The sequence below is a fragment of the Algoriphagus sp. Y33 genome (assembly GCF_014838715.1).
Lineage (GTDB): Bacteria > Bacteroidota > Bacteroidia > Cytophagales > Cyclobacteriaceae > Algoriphagus.
In genome coordinates this window covers 4,156,446-4,177,349 of sequence record NZ_CP061947.1, presented here as the reverse complement: position 1 = coordinate 4,177,349, position 20,904 = coordinate 4,156,446, and the positions used below count along the sequence as shown (strand labels likewise).

The window sequence follows — 20,904 nt, the reverse complement described above, 5'->3', positions numbered from 1 at the left end:
TACCGGGTTAGTCTGCGAAAACTCCATTTGTAGGTTTGTCAAAAATCTCTGAATCAAACTCTTCTTCCAGAAGTAAGGCATCGGCAAAAGTGACTTGATATCTTATGTTCTTGGTAGAGTCGTTTTCAAAAGTGTACCCGGTAAGGATTCTCGGGAAGTAAACTCCGTCAGCATTGCGGTAATCCTCATATTTCAGTGCATTGAGCGGTGGACTTTCATCACCGAAATAGGTGACGTTATAGAGAAGGTACTCAAGTCGGTTGGTTTCCGGGTTGATCAGCATGAAATATTGGTCTTTCGGGCTATAGCCCGTGCTTGGCTCAAACTTGGCTTGAAAAGTCGGATACTTTTTACCATTAAGGGATTTGTCGGCTATTTTCTCCACCGTCACACCGGGATCTGTAAATACATAGGGAATATTGAAAAAATAGAAGTACAAATTGTGATAAAACTTAACGGATTTTCCTTTGTAGGCTTCTCTGTTTGGGCTAATCCAAGTCTGTTTCCCGTCAAAACCAATCTCAAATTCTGTAGTTGATAGCCGTATTTTCCTACTGTCCAGATTGATGAATGCATTTTCCTCAGTCATAACTCCCTCATGGATCATGGCATAGCTTTCAGCTTTGGCGTTGCGCCATTTTCGCCAGTCACCGTGAGCATCCAGAATTGTCGTAAATTCCTGAGAAAGCTCAGGAAGGTTTTTTTCCACTTTGTTTTGGCAAGAAACACTAGTGAAAAGGATGATTAAATTGGCAAGAGCCAGACTGAGTTTGCGCATGTCGTGTTGTGTTTGGAGATTCAATTTAAAAGGAAATTGATATATACCCAATCGAATAATTTCAATACATTTTTCAACTTGTCCGTGAATTGTCCCAAGCTTGTGATAAGTGTAAAGCAATAGGCGCCCTTTTCAAAACCCGCAGGAATTGTGCGTTTGGGGTCAGCTTTTGGGCATACAATAAATTGCATCAAAAAAGCCCAAGCAAAGCTCGGGCATTTTCATTTGATCAGACCTATCGGATATATTCTATTAACCCAACTTGTGTTACTCCGCTGAGCTGTCTTTCAGTACTTTTTCTCTAACTGAGTCAAAGCTGAAATCGGAGCTCTTGATCAATTGTATGGCTTTTGGCAATAAAGCTGCTCCTACTAGTAATGCGCCAATTGATAATACGTGAAGAGGGGATGTGAAATAGCTGCCGGAAGTGAATACCCCTAGCACCAGTAAGGTGCTGAAGGGCATGGATACAGCCAGCACATTGATCCCCAATTCAAGATCAAAGGTTGGATTGTTCTTCTGGACTTCATTTTCATATTCAAACTTTCTGATAGCCGACATATGGGCAAATGGCCAAAAACTCACTGCGCTCTGCGGGAATACCACAGCAAGTAATACGGCGGCCTCCGAGGGCATAGGTACCAGCCAGATAAAGAGACCACTTAGCAGAAATGTAAATCCTGCTCTGAAAGTGAGTATGGAGGTAATCATACGTAATTGATCCCATTTGAAAATCACAGCTACTCCTATGAAAATCAAAACCAAAGGAGTCATCATGTCCTTCATCATAAGGATGGACTCGCCAAGAAATGCCGGCATACTTTCCATGTTGAATCCGAAGCTGAGTAGAACTATAGCGACTAGAATAACGAGATTGATAGGCTCGCTTACCATGGTTATCAGCAATTCTTTGACCTTTTGTCCATTAGACCTAGCTTCCAGCTTTTGGTTTTTGTAATACCAAGACATGGCGAGCAAATAGGCTAAAACCAATACAAATAGCTTATTTCCAATGTCTGCAAGCGCTGCCCAGGCCAGCACGTCATCGCCCAGATATTCTACTATGAATGGGAAACATGTCAGTCCCGGAGCCAGAGAAGGGAGAAGCAGCATCAGTGTTCGCATAGCCGGAGTATTTGCCTTGATGCCAAAAAACGGCAAGGAATACTTGGTAAGGAAAATCATCACGATATTGAAGATTAAAGCCAAAACGGGAAGAATCAGCAGATCCGGATTGATTTCGATTTTCAACAACGCAACAAAAATCATTGCCGGTAAGGCGATGTTTAGAATTATAGTCTTTAACCCCTTTTTCTGATCCTCATTTTGTAGTTTTTTCTGGAGAAATATCCCGATAACTATTAACAGGAGCAGCGATAGGGTCTTCTGAAGTGCAATACTCATAGTTGGTTATACTCTTAGGCAGTTACTTTTTTGAAAGCATCGACGAAAATTTCCATTTCGCCCATGGTTCCCATACTTACTCTACACCACGGTTTGTTGTCAATATTGAATACTCTGATGCCTACGCCGCTGTCGTACATGCCTTTCATAAATGGCTGTCCGTCCATGCGAAGCGGGAAAATCATAAAACTTGTATGTGAAGGGATGATATCGTATCCAAGGGAAGCGATTTCGCCTTTGGTGTATTCTCTGCATTCGGTATTCATGCTTCTACATTTTGAGAGGAAGCCAGGGTCTTTCATGCTTGCAATAGCACCGTTTAATGAGGTGACGCAAAGTCCCATAGTGCTTCTCACTTTAGAAGTGATGCTTTCAATCCGCTCTGGAAGTGCAACTAAATATCCGATTCGGAGTCCCGCCATTCCGTGGACTTTGGAGAATGTTCTGGCAATCATTACGTCTTTGCCCTCGGCCACAAGCCCCACCATAGAGCTTTCTTCGGGTTTTTCCAGAAATTCCAGATAGGCTTCATCTACGAATACAGGTGTTTTCTCGGATACGGAAGAGCAAAATGCTCTGAGTTTCTTGGCATCGGTGATAGATCCTGTAGGGTTGTTTGGATTACAGATGTATACCAGGTTGGTCTCCGAGTCCACAGCTTTGGCCATACCATCCAGATCATGCTGATAATCTCCAGTCAATAAAACAGGCTTCCAGGTTGCCCCAAGTTTTTGGGCAGTATTCATCAAGGACATGTAGGAAGGATCCGCTGATACTACATTGCCTCCGTTCATGAATTGCACAAACGCTGTCTTTTCAAGTATGTCTGATGATCCGGGAGATAACATAATATGATCTGGACTTACACCTTCTTTTTCGGCGATCATATCAATAAGTACCTTAGCCTCGCCATGGCCATACCGGTTACCCAAAGTGATAGAGTCCGTAATGGCTTTGATCACTTTAGGAGATGGACCGTATGGATTCTCATTTGCATTTAGTTTCGCAACAAGCCGGGCCTCGTCGTATCGGAAAGTTGGGATGTGCTCATTAAGAATAGAGTCTGGCTGATAAGCAGCCAGTGCTTTGTTTTTTGGAAGGGCGAAAGCCGGGGCTACAGCCATTGTTCCCACAGCCATAAGGCTGGATTTGATCCAATTTCTTCTGTTAATAGAGTGGTTCATAGCTTTTTTTAATGAGTTTGTGGAAAGATTTGTAGGAATGAATTTTTGGTTTTATGAATAGTATATTAGTTGACTCTTACTGTATGATACTTCCTGAATGCTACGTTTTTGTAAGTCCCTGTGAATTCCAATCGAACCTGGTTGCCACTTTTGGCTTCCGCCAACCCCAGATCAGCCCAGGAAATGATCAGTTCGGCACTGCCGCTTGTGTCGGTGATCAGTTTGGCTATTTCATCGGTGTTATTGATGAAGACAGCGATATCAAGGTTGGGGACAGGAATGGAGTCTATACCCTTGGTGTGGTCGAGGATGTTGGTTTTGTCAAGTTCCAAGAATTTGGAACCAACAGTCACAGGAGATTCTGCGTCGAAGGAAGTTCCTTCAAGCAGAACCAAAACAGGTGCGGCCACATTTGGGGTCACCAAATCTTCAGCTTCCACACAGGACTGGGTGAAAGCAATAGTGGCAAAAGCTGCCAGTACTAAATATATGTTGAATGACTTTTTCATATAGATTTTAATAAGTGTAGATCGATTTGGATTATTCTACCCACCAGAGCGGGGTTCTCATGTTATCGGCACCACCTAGTTTGCTTACACCCTCGTCGAGATTTGCTTTGTTGAGAGAGTATTCTGAAGTAGGGTATTCTATTCTTGTGGGAAGCACTCCGTCGTTGGAAAACACTGAGTTTGGGTGGGGAGCAGGCATCACAGGATAGCCTGTGCGGCGGTATTCATTCCATGCTTCGACTCCTTGTCCGAAAAGTGCAATCCACTTTTGGGTCATGATGCTTTCTTTTGTTACCCCGCCTATGCGGCTCATGTAATCGTCTGGCATAGTAAGTCCTTGTTGATTAAAGGATGCTTTGATCGCACTTTCAAGAAATTGGGCAGCGTCTCCCTCTATATCTCCGTCCAGAGCTGCCTCTGCTTTGATAAACTCCACTTCTGCATAAGTCATCAAGACGCTGGGGGCAGTAGGATCCAGGTATTTAAGTCCAATTCTGGAGGCATTGAAGTTGCCGGCTGCCGCATCGGTCAGCCCGTTGGGAAGACCTGCATAGGTGCCGTCTTCCAATGGCTGTGCATATACCGTGATCCTCTCGTCATCAAGAGCAAGTAGTTCGTCAATTAGCGTAGTACTGATGTTCCAATCCGAACGGGTGGAGAACACATCAAACATCTTGTTTCTGCTGCCGATTACATCGAAGTGAATTAATTCCGCTGTCTGAGAATTACTTTCTATAATCGGGTATTTTGCAGGGTCAGCCAGTATTCGAGTCATGATTTCCTTTGATTCTGCGGGCTTTTTGACCGCTTGTCTATTGGCGATTCTCAACGCAAGTGAATTGGCGAAACGCTTCCATTTCATGATGTCTCCATTAAACATGATGTCTCCGACTACTGCCGGACCAGAAGTAGAGAGATGGTCATTTGCTTCAGTCAAATCGGCTAGAATGCCTGCATATACTTCCTCCATGGAATCATATTTTGGAGAATTTATGGCTTCTTCTGCCGTACCTTTCAATGCTTCTGAGTAGGGGATAGGTCCAAATACATCAGTTAAATATGCATAGGTAAATGCCTGCATGACCATAGCAATGCCCACATAGTTGGTGTTTTCGTAGGACCCGCCCGGTCCTGACAATGTTTTGACCTTTTCAAAATTGATCAGGGATTCTCTGTAAAGATTGTTCCAAGTTCCTGAAGAGATAGTGAGGGGTATTTCATAGCTATCTCCCTCGGCATTGATGTAAATATTCCTTGAGAGATGCTGGATCCAGCACATGGCCGCGTCGATATTTAACCTTTCGTATCGGGTGCTATGTCCCCAGTACCTGTCCACTACTATTTGAATAGCATTGGGTAAAAGCAAGGATGGGGATACAGAAATGGGATCGTTAGGGTTTGTATTGATTTCTTCAAAATCCCCGGTACAAGAAGATATTGTGCCGAACGTTAACAGAAGTATTGCGATGGAGGAGATGTATAGTCTTTTCATGATAAGTTCTTAATAAGTAGAAGATTAGGTCAGAATGTCACATTAAGATTGAATCCCATATTACGTGTAGTGGGCATTTGTCCATAAGCGAATCCCTGTCCATTGCCGCCTTTCATATCTACTTCCGGATCCATATGCGGATGGTTTTTATAAAGAATAGCCAGATTTCGACCCACAAAGGAGAGTTTCATGGTTTGGATGAACTTATTACCCATGAAATTTTTAGGGAATACATAGCCAAGAGAGAGTTCACGAAGCTTGATAAAGGAGCCGTCAAAAATGCCAGCTTCGTGGTAGGTTCGTGGATTCTGTGAATTCCAGAAAGTAGTAGCATTTGCGATTACGTCGTTTGCTACATACACAGGCTCCTCTGAAGTTCCTATGTTCTTTACCCCCTGTCCGATTACTCCCTCTTCACGTCCAGCGGTTGTTTCGGCGTATTGACCTGTTTTTCTTGCGAGTCCGGTACCCACGTCAAATATATCCCCGCCCATTTTCACATCGATTAGGGTGTTGATTTCAAGGCCTTTGTATGTAAATGAGTTGGTCCAGCCCCCAATCCAATCAGGTTGGATATTTCCCAAAACAAAAGTCCCTTCTTCCAAAATAGGTAGGCCATTGTTGTAAATGAGTTCTCCTCCTGGGCTTCTTAAATACCTTCTTCCATAGAGCGAGCCATAAGGCTGACCTACACGAGCTTCAGATGTCAAAGAGTTTTGCGAAGCCAAAATTAAATTTTCCAGTCCTTCGGCTAGCTCTTCTACTTTGTTACGGTTTCTAGCAAAATTCAATGCTGTGTACCAACTGAACCCTGATGCAGTTCTGATAGGAGTTGCATTAATTGTTAGTTCAATTCCTTGGTTTGTGATAAGGCCTGCATTTAGTATCTGATTGCTATAACCAGATGCTGAAGAAATGGCCACTGCTAGGATCTGATTGAATGTGGATTGATGGTAATAAGTGAAATCCAATCCTACTTTTCCTTCAAAAAACCTCAAGTCTAAACCCACTTCTTTTCCATTTGTAGTTTCCGGCTTTAGCGTCCTATTTGCAATTTCATTTGATTCAGCATACATAGGAGTAGTTCCGGCCCAAAGACCTTCGGAAGTATATACTTGCTGCACTTTGTAAGGGTCCGCATCGCTACCAACCTGAGCAAGGCTGGCTCTGACTTTTGCAAATGAAAGGAAGTCAGATTGTACATTGAAAATATCTGTCAGTACAGCACTTAAAGCTACTGATGGATAGAAGAATGAAAGGTTTGATTTTGGAAGTGTACTTGACCAGTCATTTCTTCCGGTTACATCCAGAAACAAATAATTGTTGTATCCGAATTGTGCTGAGCCAAATGCACTGTTCACAACTCTTTTTCTAATCAAACTTGAAGGATCTACCGGGCTAGCATAATTACCCAAGTTGTATAGTCCATCAACGGTAAGCTGACCTACACTGACTCCGGTGCTTTTATAGTTATTGACCCTGTGTATTCCTCCAGCTTGTATTTTCAAAGAAAGCCTTTGTGTCAGATTTTTGTTAAAAGTCAAAATCAGATCACTATTTGTCTCTTGACTGGTCAATACTGATTCTGAGTACGACCCAAATCTTTTGACATTGTTTTTGAAACTTTCTGCGCTATTGATATTTATTCGGGTATCGCTCCAGTAGTCGGTTCCAGACCTGGCCATGATGCTGAAATGCTCACTTATATCATAGTTAAGCGCAATACTTCCCACCAAACGGTCTTTTTCGTTCGAATTGGGTAAATATTTTTGGTTGAAAAATGGATTGGAAAAGTATTCATGCTGCCAGTTGGCATAGGGGTAATCATCTCCAGGCCGGAAAGTTTGCCTTTGTACTTCGTAGTAATCCTCCCAGTTTTTCAATTTGGTATAATCTGTATGTCTATGAGCCCAAATAAAGTCTTGACTGCCTGTAAATCCCCTGTTGTCTGAACCTGATTTGACGTACTCGGCGTTCACACTCATCTGGAGTTTGGGGATGAATTTATAAGAAGTATTTAGTTTGAAGTTGTTTCTGTAATAATCATTATCTGCCATAATACTGGTCTGATCCAATCTGCCTATGGCCAGACGGAAACTTCCCTGCTCATTTCCTCCGGAAAGTGCGACGGTATTGGAGAAGCTTTGGCCTGTTTCCCAAAAATCCTCCCAGTTGTTTGGCTGGGGAAGTAACGCTACTCTCTCAGGAGCGGAATACCAAAGCGGTACCAGTCTCCCGTCCATGGGAGCACCCCAGCTTTCATCCACTCCGGCGGTTCCCCTGATGCCGTCTGCGTCGAATCCATTTCTTCCATCTACATACCAAGTTCTATAGCCGGCACCGCCACCGTAAATGTTCTGGAAATCCGGCTTAACTAGCGGGTTGTCAAAAGTCATATTGCTGTTGAACTCAATGCCCAGCCCTTTGGTCCCTGCCCCGTTTTTGGTGGTAACCATAATGACTCCATTGGCCGCACGAGAACCGTATAAAGCAGCAGCTGTGGGGCCTTTCAGAATGCTCATTTCTTTGATATTGTCCGGGCTTATTTCAGAGAGGCCGTTTCCATATTGCCTGCTTGAGCTTTGTTCCAACGGAACCCCATCCACCACCACCAATGGTTCGTTATTTCCACCTACTGAGGATGATCCTCTAATTACAATATGGGCTCCACTGCCCGGCATGGAATTTCCGGTTACCTGCACGCCTGCTACCCGTCCTGAGAGACTGTTTGCCACGTTAGTGGGACGAGATTCTGTAAGGGCATTTCCATCTACACTTTGTGTGGAATATCCCAGGGCTTTTTTGTCCCGTTCGAGGCCGAAGGCCGTGACGACTACTTCATTTAATGCCAAATCTGATGATTCTAGCGTGATAGTGAACATGGAAGTGGTTCCGACTTTTACCTCCTGGGTAGTGAATCCTATGAAGGAAACCGTCAGAATTGCATCAGGATTATCGTCTGCCAGTGTCAGAGAGAATTTTCCGTCTATGTCGGTTACTACACCATTCATGGTGCCTTTGATCAAGATACTTGCGCCGGGAATAGGCATTTGGTCATCGTCGAGCACCACTCCCTGGATGGTGCGCTCTGTTTTTCGTAGAGTATTGGTAGGTAGCTGATTGGAGAAGCCTGTTGTGATAGGTGCTGTCCCTTCTTCATCTGCTGTTTGTTCAAGCATATAAAAGTTTCCGGCGCCTTTCCTAAAGTGAAGCTTACTTCCTTTTAGAATGCGTTGCAGGTTTTCCTCGGCTGTAAGCTTGGAGTTAATGGCGGCGGGAATCTTTGTTTCTGAATCTATCAGGGAGGAAGGGTATGCTATCGATATAGCATACAGATCTTCGAGCTCCTTTAGCGTTGATTCCATGTTTTTTCTGTCCGACTTCTGGTCGAAAGTTGGGCCTTTGGCAGATTGGGTGAGATTTTGGCCTTTTGTGGAGATTGGGAGTGCCAGCACTCCCGTCACCCCTGCAACCAACAGGTAGCGGGTAAATTTGATGAGCATAGATTAACAGGTTAGTGGTTAGAATGATAACTCGTATTTATTTTGGGTCAATTGCTAATCATTCATAGAACTGAATAGGATAGTTATCCAGCTCTCACTAGTGTGATTTTAGCTGTAGGTCTTCACCAAAGCTTTTGCTCGAACTAATTTTGACTGTGGTTAAAGTTGATGCTTGCGATCCGGCCGAAAGGCAAGCAGTAATCTATTGTACTCTTAATGAATTCTGTTCTAGGGTGATTTTAGTATCGAAAAGCACTTGAATATTTTCGATCACCTCGTTTGGATTGTCTGTTAGTGGTAAGCTTCCTGAAATAAGTTGGGTGGTTGGTGGTATTTTTTGATCATGTAATTCGATGTCGTACAATTCTGTCACTATGCGGAGCACATCTTCTAAGCTCTCATCTTGCATCCGCAGCCTTCTGTCTTGCCATGCTAGAAGCCTTATTGGATCAGCTACTTTTTTAGTTTCAATTTGATGATTTTCTATGTTCAATTTTATTGTCTCTCCAGGGGCTACCATACGGTTGGTGTTACCCTCTTCACTTTGGTAGCCAAGTTTGACGCTTCCCTCTATAAGTGTCAGTTTATGGATGGGGTGCTGGTTTTTGAAGTTGAATTCAGTCCCAAAGACTTCCACTTCCATGAGCTCTCCTTCATTGATTACAAATCGTTTGGAGTCCGTGTCTTTTGCAATGTCAAAGTAGGCTTCTCCTGTCAGCTTGACTTTCCTGTCAAAACCCAAAGCCCAGGAATAGGAATAGGTTAGCAATGAATTGGAGTTCATAAAGACCGTAGACCCATCAGGAAGTTCGGTTTCCAGGGTCTCATTTGCGCCGGTTTTGTAGGTTTGTGTTTCCTGTTTCAGTGCCAGCCAAAGCCCTATGTTTGCCGCAACCAGAAGCAGGATAGAGGCGGCTATTTTAGTTTTATGAAGAATTCGCTTTTTGACTTTAATCTTTACCTCGTGCTTTCTGATTCCTGACTTTATTTCCCCAAATATTTTTTTCTTCAAAGCCTGTTGGTCTTCCGCCTTCAATTGACCTACAAAGTCAGGGACAATAGGATCTTCAGACCCCGGAAGAAATTCTGAGTTCTTGTCTTGAAATAGATGGAGATTGGTTTTTGTCATAACTTCTGTGTTATACTATATATGTCAATTCAGACATGAATATCCTCTATTGTGAATAGAATAAAAACCAATATTTTTTGAATTGACATTTTATTTGATTGAAAAGGTCAATTTTTAACCCTCATTTATTTTTTTACAAAAAATCGGGATTTGTGTGACATGTGAATCTCTCCGGGTATGCAAGGGATTAAGCTAGTGTCGTTATTGATGCCGAAAAACCGGAGTGAGGCAGGTGATATATTCCTAGAAGAAATGGAAATATGAAAAGATTTGACCAAAGAGTACTTATGAAAATGCAATTAAGCTGACTTCCAGGTGGTATTTCGACCCATTGCCTTTGTCTGCGAAGTACCTGCTTCAATGATAAAATATACTTAACTGAACACCGGGAATGATACGGCATCCAATAGTTTGAAAAGAGAATCGGATCCCACGCATGCCAGTGAGGAAAGTGTGAGTTCTCTTAGACTGACCCGAATATCCTTTAACGCACGCATCAGGTGTTTTTCGACCGTGCTTACTGATATTTCCATGCTTTGGGCGATTTCTATATAACTTAGTCCTTTGTTAAAACGAAGTTGATAGACTTTTTTGCGCTGTGGGGGGAATTCCCTCACGACCTTTTTGATGTTTGATTTCAGGTCGTTGAAGAGGATTTTTTCTTCGGTGGAAGCGCTGTTCTGTTCTCCTTTGGATTTTTCCTCCTCCGAATATTTGTCTCTAATACTTTGGGATTTGTACTTGTTGATGATTTTGTAATTCACAGAAGTGAATAGATACGAGGAGAGGGAGGTGTGAATTTCAAGTTTAGCCCGTTTGGTCCAAAGATCAATAAATACCTCCTGTACAATTCCTTCCACAATCTCTTTCTTGCTGAGCTTTTTATAGCCGAAATTGAACAGTTGCTTCCAGTAAAGGTCATATACTTCAATGAATGCTGACTCATCGCCGCTTTTGATTCTTTCTAGGGTTTCCTGTTGGTTTAACACTTTTTCGAGCATGGGGTCTTTTACTTGATGATTTGGTTGTTGATTGTGTTATTTTAGTAAAAGCTGGTTTAAAAATTTCTGATAAATTGAACATTTTTCGTTAAAATATCAAATAATGGGTTTAAATTAAACATTGTGATGAGGTATTTGCTTCAAATTTTAAAAATGGGGTTTAAAATCACTTCTTAATAAGCGGTTTTTTGGGTATTTTTTGTTAACTGATTGATTATTAAATACTTGTTTTTAATAAAGAGCGTTTAGTAAGTCAATCTTCTGTCTAACCGGTTGAAGTAGCTCTCTTTAGGCAGATTACGATTTTTTCAATTCTTTATTAGATTAAATCTAAATAATTAAATTCTTCCTTATTTTTGTCCTTTGGATTAATTTTCACCTCCTTTAAACTGACCATTGTATGCAGCCAAAAAAGTCTACCGCCTGGAAAAGTATCCGAAATATTTTTGACCAAATTCATTTATATGCTGGCTTGATTTCCGGTCTGGTGGTTATTGCTGTCTGTCTCAGCGGAACTGTCTATGTGTACAATACGGAGATCAGAGAGTTTATGGATTCGGAACTTTATTTCGTGGAGGAAACTGGACCTCGTATGACGGCCGACGAACTGAGGAGTTCACTGGAGCAAAGTGCCGAGTCGAAGGTGGTAGGTCTGATGTGGAATGAAGAGTCTGATCGTAGTGTTCAGTTTACGTTGAAAAAAGAAGGGGAAGAGGGAAGGGGCACCACCTATTATGTAAATCCATATTCGGCAGAAATTTTAGGCAATACATCTGATCGTACGCAGACAGCTGAATTTATGGGGTATATGTTTAGCCTTCACAGGTGGTTGCTTCTGGACCAGATCGAAGAACCAATATTGGAAAGTATGGGCAACCGTGACCTGGGAAGATTTATCAACGGAGTGGCTACGCTTCTGTTTCTTTTGGGGGTGATTACGGGGATTGTGATTTGGGTGCCCAATAAAGTAAAAAGCTGGAAACAAGGATTGAAAGTGAAATGGTCAGCTAACTGGAAGCGGGTGAATCATGACCTCCATAATACATTGGCTTTTTACTCTTTGATATTTCTTTTTATAATGGGAGCGACAGGGCCATTCTGGTCCTACTCTTGGTATAGAGAAGGATGGCAAAAGACTTGGGATACCTATCAGGAGAGCCCGGGGCCCAGAGGCGGAAATGCAGAGGGACCTAGAAGAGGAGGAGCAAAGCCCGAAATAGCTGATACAGAAGCTTCAGTTCCAATGCTTTCCCTTGAGGATGTTTTTGCAAAAACCAATGCGGAGCTTCCTTACGAGGGGAATATCAGAGTTTCAATTCCTTCCAAAGCGTCTGATCCGGTAAGTGTAAGTAAGTATAGAACAGGTTTTTTTGCCAGAGCCGGTGCTGATCAGCTGACCTTGTCTTCAACGGACCTATCTGTGACTGAGGCTAATTTATTTTCGGATTTACCTTTTCGCCAGCAGATCGGTAGGTCGGTAAAGTCTTTGCATGTAGGGGATATTTTTGGTCAGTTCTCCAAATTTCTTTGGTTTGTGGCCTGTTTGATTGCCACTTCATTGCCGATTACGGGAACCTTGATCTGGTGGAATAAGCGGAAGAAAAAACCGGCTAAGAAAAAGCCTATTGCTCGTCAGGTGGCAGAAATGGCATAAAGCATTTAAGAGACCTTCTGATTTCGGAAGGTCTTTTTTTTTCATCACGGTGGTCACGGTGGTCTGCACAGGTAGCGCAGAATATAATTTGGTCCAAGCCTTCAGATTTTGGTTCTTCATTTTGGTAAGTGCTCCCAAACAATGGCATTGTCTCTTCTGTAGTACTGCTTCTCCAGAAGCTGGATGTGAGTATGTGTTTTTTTTTCTCACATACTGAGTTCGTTGAGTGTTTTTCTGTTTTCTGTAAGCTCACTTTAAGATTCATTCAAAACTTTAAGAGAATCTTAAGCTGTAGGATTACGGGGCTTGGGTTGAATTGTTAACTTTTGGGCAGCAAAAATCAATTACAACTGAGACCTTTAGGGCAATGAGAAAAAATGTACGACTTTTCTTTACAGTTAGGCAACATAACAGGGACCTTTGCGTGACCTTTGAGCTCTCTGTGGTTAAAAAAGAGCAATCATGCGAATTCTAGTTGTAGAAGATGAGCCGGGGATTTCCGGATTTTTAAAGCAAGGATTGGAAGAGGAATCCTATCATGTGGATATCGCTGAAAATGGTCAAACAGGTCTTCAGATGTCGCTTAGTGGCGTGTATGATCTTTTGCTATTGGACTGGATGCTTCCGGTCATAAGTGGATTGGAGCTATGCATAGATTTCCGAAAGCAATTTCCGAATACTCCGGTCATTTTTCTTACTGCAAAAGATACCGTGGAAGAAACAATCACAGGATTACAGTCCGGCGCAAATGATTACATCAAAAAGCCTTTTCACTTTGAAGAATTATTGGAGCGGATCCGGGTGCAGTTGCGGGCCAGGGATATTTCGGAAGAGAAATATACTCTTGGGCCTATTACTCTCTACACCGGCAGGCATCTGGTGCTCAGGGGTGAAGAAGAAGTACAGCTTACCCAAAAAGAGTTTGCACTGCTGGAATACCTGATGAAAAACAAAAATCAAGTATGTAGACGGACCCAGATTATCGAGAAAGTGTGGGATATTCACTTTGATTACAATACGGGTGTGATTGATGTTTTTATGAATTCACTGAGGAAAAAGCTAAACTTCAATACCAATGAAGATTACATACAGACGGTACGGGGAATAGGTTATGTAGCCAAGGATTTATGAATATTTCCTACAAAGAACGGATAGCACGGAGACTGACGCTGGTCACGGCATTGATTGTATTGGTTGTGTTTGCCATTATTTATTTAGTGGTGAACTATACTGTCGTTCAGAGCATAGACAGGGAGCTTAAACTGGAAACTGATAAGCATGTCGGCCAGATTTTTTTGGTACATGGGGAGATAAGATTTGTACATAAGGACGAATGGCTGGAGCAGGAGCATAGCCAGATTCAGCTCAATCCTATCTTTATAGAAATAGTGGATATGCAGGGGAATTCCATGGATAGGTCCCCAAATCTCGGAGAGCATCACTTGAGTTTTTATCCCGGACGGGGAGAAAACAACGAGGCGTGGACACTGAAGACCGGCGACAGAGAAGTGCGCCAAATGCAGATTCCATTGAATCATGCTGGAAAGCAAGAAGGATATATGCTGGTGGCGAAGTCATTTGAAGATGCCCGAGAACTGCTGACCAATCTGAGGAATATATTGATGATTCTCTATCCGGGCATTCTTATTTCCCTATTCTTGGCCATGAGATATTTGGCGGGCCAAAGTATTCAGCCTATTCAGAAGATCATTCAGAAAACTAATCTGATCTCCCAGAGCAATCTCAATGAGCGGATCCCTGTAGCCGATCCAAATGATGAAATAGCCCAGCTCACCCGTTCAATTAATGAGCTGCTAGCCCGGTTGGAACAAGCCCTGACCCGGGAGAAGCAATTCACTTCTGATGCCTCTCATGAGTTGAGGACTCCTCTGGCCATTTTACGAGGTACACTGGAAGTGTTGATCCGCAAACCGAGAACACCCGGGGAATATGTGGATAAGATCAGAATGGCTTTGGGAAGTATAGACCGTATGTCAGAGATGATTGATCAGTTACTTTCCCTCGCCAGAGTTGGCAAAGGGAAAATGAGCAGGGAAGAAGTGGAGTTGATTTCTTTTGTGCAGGATTTTGTGCAACAGGCAGAGTTGGATTCGGGCAGGGAAATCACGGTGGAAACCAATCTTTCCACTCCGCTTTTTACACTGGTCAATGAGAAGTCCCTGCAGATGATCTTGACTAACCTCACCCAAAATGCCATCAAATATTCTTCTCCTACTACGATAGTCCGGTTTCAGGTAGGGAGTCATGAAGGGGCACCTTACCTCTTGATCAGGGATGAGGGAAAGGGGATAGCCAAGGAGTCATTGGACAAGATTTTTGATTCTTTTTATAGAGAGGCAAATGATGTGGGAAATCCTGTTCAAGGTACTGGGCTTGGACTTGCTATCGTGAAGAAGCTGGCGACGGAATCCGGTATCCGGGTGGAGGTAGAAAGCGAAAAGGGGAAGGGCAGTACATTTCGATTGATTTTTAACACTGAGATTTAAGACAATCTTAAGGAGATTTTTCAGGGGTTGAGAAGCCATTGGTCCATTTTTGCATTTCATTCAAACGGATAACTGTTTTGACTGCTATTGAGGTGAAACTAAGATAGGGGATGTCTAAAGCTGTCTATGAAGACCACTTCGGTCTTCGGCCGCCTGTCTTCCTGCTATTTCCTGTCAAAGTGCCCCAATTGGCTTCATTACAGAAATTAATATTCAACTACAATCTCTCACATGTTAGATAGAATTATACAATGGAGTATTGGGCATAAACTGATCATTTTCATTTTTATAGCAGCGTGGATAGGTTTTGGGGTTTTTGCATTAAGCAATCTGCCAATAGGAGCAGTACCGGATATCACTACTAACCAGATTCAGGTCATCACTACTTCCCGGAATCTGGCGACGGAAGATGTGGAAAAATACCTGACTTATCCGGTGGAGCTGGAAATGGCAAATCTTCCCGGGGTGATCGAAATCCGTTCTGTTTCCAAATTTGGGCTTTCGGTAGTGACTATAGTTTTTGAGGATGATATGGGAACCTATCTTCCCCGGCAGCTGATTGCAGAGCGCATCAAAATAGCAGAAGAAAGTATCCCCGCAGGATTCGGTTCTCCTGTGATGGGGCCGATTTCCACCGGTCTTGGGGAGATTTTCCAATATGTGATCGATGTAGAACCGGGCTATGAAAGCAACTATGATATTACTGATCTGCGTACCATTCAGGACTGGGTAGTCAGAAGACAGCTTTCTGGAATAGAAGGAGTGGTGGAAGTAAATACCTGGGGAGGTTTTCTAAAGCAATATGAGGTCGCCATTAACCCTGAGCGATTGAAGGGGATGCAGATCGATATTGCCGAGGTGTATCACGCTTTGGAAAAGAATAATTCTATTGCAGGCGGAGGGTATATCGAAAAGACTAACGAAAGCTATTTCATCCGTGGAGAAGGATTGGTAGCTGGTTTGGACGATATTGGGAATATAGTTGTAGAAGTAAGGAATGGAGCCCCGGTGTATATTCGGGATATCGCGGAAGTAGGCTTTGGTCATGCGAATAGATTTGGGGCGATCACCGCAAATGGTGAAGGTGAAAAAGTGCTGGGGCAGGTGATGATGCTGAAAGGAGCGGATTCCAAAGGGACAATAGACCGGGTGAAGGAGCGATTGGAAGAAATGAAAACCTCTCTTCCGGAAGGAATTGTCATCAACGGATTTTTGGATAGATCTGAATTGATTGGTAAAACTACCTTTACGATTGCCGAAAACCTGATATTGGGTTGCCTGATCGTGGTTTTTGTGGTGGTGTTACTTCTGGGGAACTTACGCTCCGGATTGGTGGTCGCTTCAGTGATTCCGCTGAGTTTGCTTTTTGCGCTTTCCATGATGTACATCTTTGAAGTCGATGCCAATCTGATGAGTTTGGGTGCGATTGACTTTGGGATTATTATCGATGGCGCAGTGATTATTGTAGAGTTTATTGCCTTCCAATTCACCAGAGCAGATCATCAGTTGGCCGGATTGTCTAGGGCTCAACGACAGGCTAAGAAGGATGAAATTTCTTTTATAGGAGCATCCAAAATGATGCACTCGGCAGTTTTTGGACAAATCATTATCATCATTGTTTTTATCCCTATTTTATCCCTGACAGGTGTAGAGGGTAAGATGTTTCGCCCGATGGCTGAAGTTTTTTCCTTTGCCTTGATCGGGGCAATGATTCTGGGGTTGACTTACGTTCCTGTAGTTTCAGCGCTTTTTCTCAAGACCACTCCTCCGGGGCCAAAAAATATATCCACAAGAATCATCAATGGCTTAAATAAAATTTACGGTCCGGCGATTACTTGGGCATTAGATCATACTAGGGCGGTGATCGCTACGGCTTTTGGCTTGTTGGTCGGAGCTATTTTGATTTTCTCTACGATGGGCTCCGAGTTTGTGCCTACACTGGATGAGGGGGATTTTGTAATTCAGCCTTTTTTGAAAACAGGAACTACGCTGACCAATACAGTGGAAACTGTCACGGAGATAGAGAAAATCTTAAAAGAATTTCCGGAAGTAAACCAAGTAGTGACCCGAATCGGTGCCGCCGAGATTCCCACAGATCCCATGTCCATGGAAGAGAGTGATGTGATCGTGACACTGAAACCCCGCTCAGAATGGACTACTGTGGAAACCAAGGATGAACTTGCTGATAAATTCAAAGAAGCTCTGGAAGTCATTCCTGGGATGGAATATGAATTTACCCAACCTATAGAAATGCGCTTTAATGAATTGATTACCGGTGTACGTGCCGATTTAGCTATCAAAGTGTTCGGTGAGGATCTGGACGTGCTACTGAAAACAGCTCAGGAAATCGAAGCTGCCATACAGGGTGTAGAAGGTGCTGCGGATATTATTTTGGAAAAAGTAGACGGGCTTCCGCAGATGAAAATTGAATACAACCGTGGCAAAATAGCCAAGTTCGGGTTGAATATTTCTGATCTGAACGAGGTCGTGACCATGGGGTTTGCAGGGATGACTGCAGGGACTGTCTTTGAAGGAGAGAAGCAATTTGATTTGGTGGTGAGATTTGCCGAGCCTTTCCGCAAGGATATCAGACATCTGGAGCAGGCTTCAATCCAGCTTCCCAATGGAGGTTCGGTGCCACTGTCGGAATTGGCAACCATCAGTTACACTAAAGGGCCTGCAAAGATATCCAGAGACAATACTAACCGCAGGGTAGTGATCGGGGTGAACGTGAGAAATCGTGATTTACAGTCTGTGGTAGATGATATTCAGGGAATCATTGCCAGCCAAATTGATCTTCCGGAAGGCTATAGAGTAGATTATGGAGGGCAGTTTGAGAATCTCCAAAAGGCCAGAAACAGGCTGATGATCGCAGTTCCGATTGCCTTATTTCTGATTTTCGTACTGCTTTATTTTGCATTTTCTTCTACCCGGGATGCACTGATGATTTACTCTGCAATTCCGCTTTCGGCGATAGGGGGGATAGTGCTGCTTTGGATCAGGGATATGCCGTTTAGTATTTCCGCCGGTGTGGGATTTATTGCGCTTTTTGGTATAGCCGTGCTGAACGGAATCGTACTGATAGAACATTTCAAATCTATGGAGTCCCATTACATCAATATCAAGGATTTAGTGATAAAAGGTGCGAAGGAACGTTTGAGACCTGTACTGCTCACTGCTTCTGCGGCTGCATTGGGCTTTTTGCCAATGGCAATTTCTAATTCCGCAGGGGCTGAAGTGCAGCGGCCACTTGCCACGGTGGTGGTTGGAGGGTTGATTTCCGCCACGTTCCTGACCTTGATCGTGCTTCCGGTGCTCTATGTTTTGTTTAAGACCAAATCCGGGTCGTCTCCTTCATCCAAAAAAGTACTGGCCTCTTTGGTGCTGCTTTCCATGTGCACTTTTAACATGCAGGCACAGGAGTTTCCGCTTACACTTGAGCAGGCGGTAGAGCTGGGATTGGAGAGAAATCTCACAATAAAGACAGCCGACAAGTCGCTTGAGATAGCCAATGCCAAAATTGGCCAAGGCTGGAATCTGGACAAGACGAGTATTTATTATGCGGAGGACAAAAATGATCTCGCCGAAAATGGGGTCTACAATAGGAGATGGGGGCTAAGCCAGAGTTTTGCTTTTCCGACGCTTTATGGAGCGCAGAAAAATGCCTTGGAAGCCGGCGCAGAAATGCAACTCAGTCAGTTTGAACTGCAGAAGAGAAAGCTGGAAGGCGAGATTAGTAAGGGATTTATTACAGTCAAATATTGGCAGGAACTGATAGAAAACTATGGGTATCTCGATTCACTCTATGCTGAATTTACCCATGCAGCTACCCGTAAGTTTGAAACAGGGGAAAGTAATTACCTGGAGAAATTGACGGCAGCAGGGAAGCGGCAGGAAATCAGTCTCAAGAGTAGTGAGGCCAGTGAAAATTATCTGATGGCTCTGGATCAGTTGAAATTATTGCTGAATTGGGAAGGAGATCTAGTGCTTTCAGAAGAGGATGTTTCACTGGCCCCTTCTTTACAGGAAGATTGGTCCGCCCATCCCGGTGTGGAATATTATGAAAATGCTGTCAGTCAGTCTGCATATCAGATTCAGACTGAAAAGAGAAAACTCCTCCCGGATTTCAATTTGGATGTGTTTCGTGGGACTAATCCCGGAGCAAATGCAAAGGTTTATCCGGGATTTCAGGCGGGAATAGCGGTGCCTCTATTTTTTGGAGCTCAAAAATCCCATATCAGAACCGGCGAATACCAACAGCAGAAAATCCAACTGGAAGCAGAGCACTATAGAAATCAGCTGGAAAGCCGGGCGCAGCAGCTGCACCGACAACTTGATCAGAATATCCGCGTCATAAATTATTATGAAGCCGAAGGCAAAACGCTTTCGGGGCAAATACTGGAACAGGCCCGGCGGTCCTATCAGGAAGGAGAAATCGATTTTCTCCAATACGTGCAGCTGATGGAGAATTCCCGAACAATTACCCTACAGTACCTGCAAAGCAAATTTGCCTATCAACAAACTATTTTGGACATCAACTACCTTCTAAACTGATGAAGAATTTCCCTATAAAATCAATCCTTAATGTCTCCCTTTTGGTGGGCAGTCTGTTGTTCTTTCAATGCAACGGACCGGACACCTCTGAAAATGGGGGAGTGGAAGTGGAGACAGGAACGTCTTCCGGACCGTTTATTATGGTTTCCCAGAAGCAGTTTGAGACGATGAAGATGACTTGGGGAAGTCCAAAACTGGAGGGATTTTCGGAAGGCCTGTCCGTGCAGGGAATGGTGAAAGTTCCCGTGGAGGGAGTTCAGGAGATTTCGGCATTTTTTGGTGGCTATGTCAGTGGCTTGAATAAGCTGGAAGGCGAGCCTGTAAAGAAAGGTGAGGTGCTTTTCTATCTGGAAAATCCTGATTTCATCCGATTGCAACAGGATTTCTTGGAGACAAGTAGCCAGTTGGGCTATTTGAAAGCGGAATATGAGCGTCAAAAGACCTTATACGGAGAACAGATATCCGCACAAAAAATCTACTTGAAAGCAGAGGCGGATTATCAGGGAACCAAGGCCAGAGCAGAGAGTTTGAAGCGTCAATTGGCGCTGATTAATATCAATGCAGATCAGTTGAAGCCGGAGAATATCCGCTCAAAAGTTCCTGTACTTTCGCCAATTGCCGGTTTCGTAGATGGAATTCATCTGGTGCAGGGCTCGTTTTTGACAGTTGGGGGAAAGGCTATGACGATCATTAGCAAAGAGCATTTGCATATAGAGTTGGTGATATTCGAGAAGGATGCGGGGAATATCCATAAGGGACAGAAAGTGCAGGTTTCCATTCCTGATCTTCCCGGGAGAACCTTTGAGGCCGAAGTGTTTGTGGTTGGCCAGTCGATCAATAATGAGCGCCAGATCAATGTGCATGCACATTTGCCGGATGAAAAAGAGGGGGAAATGCTTGTGCCGGGGATGTTTTTGGAAGCGAAACTGATTCAGGACCCCAAAGAAGCCTGGGTAGTTCCGGTGACTTCTGTGGTGGTATCCGAGGGAGAAAGCTATGTGCTGGTGCAGCGGGAAAAAACTGAGAACGGATTCAAACTGGAGAAGGTGGTAGTGAAGACAGGTTTGGAAAGTGAAGGGGTGATAGAGCTATTGCCGAATGGGGAATTGGGTGAGGATACTGTGATCTTGACTTACGGCGGATTTAATTTATTGCCTTAGGTTGTTTTAATTGCTGAGAGTCGTTCGTG

General features: G+C 43.5%; 13 protein-coding genes. 5 read left to right on the top strand and 8 right to left on the bottom strand.

Translation table 11 applies throughout. The annotated features are described in order from the left end of the window. Positions 1-7: 7 nt before the first annotated feature. From ID165_RS16715 to ID165_RS16680, 8 genes are all read right to left on the bottom strand, one after another. Positions 8-778, bottom strand: a complete 771-nt coding sequence (locus ID165_RS16715; RefSeq protein ID WP_192346201.1) for a DUF6503 family protein — start codon at positions 776-778, stop codon at positions 8-10. A 267-nt stretch (positions 779-1,045) separates the two neighbouring features. Further along, positions 1,046-2,182 (bottom strand): AEC family transporter, encoded by a 1,137-nt coding sequence (locus ID165_RS16710; protein ID WP_192346199.1) that lies wholly within the window; start codon positions 2,180-2,182, stop codon positions 1,046-1,048. Between the two features lie 14 nt (positions 2,183-2,196). Beyond that, positions 2,197-3,366 (bottom strand): histidinol-phosphate transaminase, encoded by a 1,170-nt coding sequence (locus tag ID165_RS16705; RefSeq protein ID WP_192346197.1) that lies wholly within the window; start codon positions 3,364-3,366, stop codon positions 2,197-2,199. 65 nt (positions 3,367-3,431) lie between these two features. Further along, on the bottom strand, positions 3,432-3,875 hold the full coding sequence (locus ID165_RS16700; RefSeq protein WP_192346195.1) for a hypothetical protein: 444 nt from the start codon (positions 3,873-3,875) through the stop codon (positions 3,432-3,434). A 31-nt stretch (positions 3,876-3,906) separates the two neighbouring features. Then, positions 3,907-5,367, bottom strand: coding sequence for a SusD/RagB family nutrient-binding outer membrane lipoprotein (locus tag ID165_RS16695; RefSeq protein ID WP_192346193.1), 1,461 nt, complete (start codon positions 5,365-5,367; stop codon positions 3,907-3,909). A gap of 29 nt (positions 5,368-5,396) precedes the next feature. Next, positions 5,397-8,870, bottom strand: a complete 3,474-nt coding sequence (locus ID165_RS16690; protein WP_192346191.1) for a SusC/RagA family TonB-linked outer membrane protein — start codon at positions 8,868-8,870, stop codon at positions 5,397-5,399. Positions 8,871-9,072: 202 nt separating this feature from the next. After that, the gene (locus tag ID165_RS16685) at positions 9,073-9,999 is read right to left on the bottom strand and encodes a FecR family protein (RefSeq protein WP_192346189.1); all 927 of its coding nucleotides are present in this window, start codon (positions 9,997-9,999) and stop codon (positions 9,073-9,075) included. Positions 10,000-10,373: 374 nt separating this feature from the next. Next, on the bottom strand, positions 10,374-11,000 hold the full coding sequence (locus ID165_RS16680) for an RNA polymerase sigma-70 factor (protein WP_192346187.1): 627 nt from the start codon (positions 10,998-11,000) through the stop codon (positions 10,374-10,376). A gap of 400 nt (positions 11,001-11,400) precedes the next feature. Here ID165_RS16680 and ID165_RS16675 point away from each other — a divergent pair, with 400 nt between their 5' ends. The 5 genes from ID165_RS16675 (at position 11,401) to ID165_RS16655 (ending at position 20,875) form a co-directional block, all read left to right on the top strand. Beyond that, entirely contained in the window at positions 11,401-12,654 is a 1,254-nt protein-coding gene (locus tag ID165_RS16675) for a PepSY domain-containing protein (protein ID WP_192346185.1), read from the top strand. Between the two features lie 462 nt (positions 12,655-13,116). Next, positions 13,117-13,785 (top strand): response regulator transcription factor, encoded by a 669-nt coding sequence (locus ID165_RS16670; protein WP_192346183.1) that lies wholly within the window; start codon positions 13,117-13,119, stop codon positions 13,783-13,785. Next, positions 13,782-15,161 (top strand): HAMP domain-containing sensor histidine kinase, encoded by a 1,380-nt coding sequence (locus ID165_RS16665; RefSeq protein WP_192346181.1) that lies wholly within the window; start codon positions 13,782-13,784, stop codon positions 15,159-15,161. Before ID165_RS16670 ends, ID165_RS16665 begins: the two co-directional genes overlap by 4 nt. Before the next feature lie 231 nt (positions 15,162-15,392). Further along, positions 15,393-19,715, top strand: a complete 4,323-nt coding sequence (locus tag ID165_RS16660) for a CusA/CzcA family heavy metal efflux RND transporter (protein WP_192346178.1) — start codon at positions 15,393-15,395, stop codon at positions 19,713-19,715. Beyond that, positions 19,715-20,875 (top strand): efflux RND transporter periplasmic adaptor subunit, encoded by a 1,161-nt coding sequence (locus ID165_RS16655; protein WP_192346176.1) that lies wholly within the window; start codon positions 19,715-19,717, stop codon positions 20,873-20,875. The genes ID165_RS16660 and ID165_RS16655 overlap by 1 nt, the downstream gene beginning before the upstream one ends. Positions 20,876-20,904: the final 29 nt, after the last annotated feature.